The sequence below is a fragment of the Ferroplasma sp. Type II genome (assembly GCF_000496155.1).
Window position 1 is genome coordinate 1 of the sequence record NZ_KI542724.1, and the last position, 1,100, is coordinate 1,100.

Annotated in this window: 1 protein-coding gene; it reads left to right on the top strand. The window is 35.8% G+C overall.

The genetic code is table 11. The features are described from left to right. Positions 1-20 precede the first annotated feature (20 nt). Complete coding sequence (locus AMDU4_RS07255; protein WP_021787331.1) at positions 21-1,055, top strand: MFS transporter; 1,035 nt, start codon at positions 21-23, stop codon at positions 1,053-1,055. Positions 1,056-1,100: the final 45 nt, after the last annotated feature.

Below are 1,100 nucleotides of genomic sequence, written 5' to 3' on the forward strand. Positions count from 1 at the left end.
GTCGACTCTGAGGATCCCCTGTGCTGAAATTCTGTATATTTGCTACAATAGTACTCCTTTCTTTTTCCTCACTTATGGCGTCATTATACGGCACAGGAAATTTAGCAGTTTTATCTATCCTGCTGATTGGAGGTGATACCATCACTTCATTGGTATATTCAACACAGAGGGCACTTCAGCAATCCATCTCTAGAATTAGCCTTATGGGAAAAAACAATGGTGTTGCTGAAATAACAAGCCAACTGCCCAGCATGATCGGATCTATTATGGCCGTTCCAATAATTATATATGTTGGGTTTTTCGGGGCAATTGTATTTGCAATATTTATCTCAATAGTATCACTAGTACTCCTTTCCAGAATTCATGAACAGAAAATGAAAGTTCCTACAGAACGGAGTTTAAAACCAAAAATTTTAGTTGGCGGTTATCTGGAAACATTTCGCTTTCTTAAGTCAAATATCAAAATCACACTATTCATTGTAACTCTCAATTTTACATTTGTCTGTTTAATGGTGTCAAATTATCTATCTCCTGTATATATCTATGAGATCGGAGGAAATGCTGGAGATTTAGCGATTGTGGAGTTCCTTTACTCCATTTTTGCTATTATTTCTGGGTTAATAATTCCAAGGTTCATGGAAAGATGGCTGTCTCCTGCCCTGATTTGGGTATTTATGGTATTATTTGCCACTGGGAACATATTAATCGCTATGTATAATTCACTTTCATTTTTTATGATAGTCCAGCCTTTATTCTTTGGACTGGGAAATCCATCTACCAGGATGCTAAGAAACACATTTGTGATGGAAAGAATACCTCATGAAAGTTCAGGAAAATTTTTTGCTGGTATTTCCCTTATCTCAAATATGGTGAGAGTCTGTATAATGATATTTATGACGTCCCTTATTAATATATTGCCTCTACAAATACTATGGAAAATTAATGGAGCACTTGTTCTAGGTGCCGTAATTCTTTCCGTGTATCTCTCACAAGAAATAAAAAAAACGGGCAATTTTATCAAAAGAAAAGATGAACCGAATGAGAAAACAAGCTAAATAATCACAGGGAAACCTCTAGCAGAATATGGGATTAAAGCGTAC